The sequence below is a fragment of the Vibrio sp. 1401 genome (genome assembly GCF_033340295.1).
Map to the genome: position 1 here is coordinate 1 of NZ_JAWOWF010000360.1, position 706 is coordinate 706.

1 protein-coding gene is annotated in these 706 nt (G+C 47.0%); it reads right to left on the bottom strand.

The features are described 5' to 3' along the window. A partial coding sequence (locus R7Z77_RS25635) for a conjugal transfer protein TraF (protein ID WP_318137086.1) occupies positions 1-706 on the bottom strand: 706 nt, incomplete at both ends.

Here is a 706-nt window from a genome sequence, read left to right on the forward strand (position 1 = left end):
TATTTCATAGCCTGCGCGAAGTTGTGCCCATCCCCACGCGTCGCCTTCGATACCGATGCGCACAAATTGAGTGTCATCATCAAGTTCTTTAAAGCGCTTTTGCGTGGTTAGATCGGCGTCTAAGCTCAGTGCTACGTAGTTACTCACGTAGCCAATCCCAACGGTTGCTTGAGGAGTGAGTTCGTAGGTATAGCTACCGAGTTTGGTTTTAATGTCTTGCTTGACCACATCCTTAACGGACAAACCCGCACGAAAGGCTTCGTGATACCAAGCGATGCCAACATCCATATTGAAGGCGTTTTTTGAGACTTCGCTTTTGTCGTAATCTTCAATATCAAAGTCATCAAGCGTTGTACGTTGGGTGTAAGTTTTAAGTTGTTGATATTTAGGTGTGAGGCCAAAGGCGACGGTTTGTCCGCCAAGAGTATAGGTTCTTGATAGAGAGACTCCATATTCTGCGCTGCCAAATGCCGCCAAATTAACTGCCGAGTTCAGGTATCGCTCAGCGGTGTTGGTGGCGTCAGAAATATCAGGTGCCGCGAGAATCTCCACATAACCAGCGCTAAAAAGGTTCATTGACATAAAACGTGTTGGTATCGCGATGGCAAAGGTTAATCCACCGTTGATAACGATAGGCACACTGCTATCTAACTGATCTAACAGTCGATTCATTGCAGCTTCGTCTGCGGGAGTGGGTAGTCCCTGA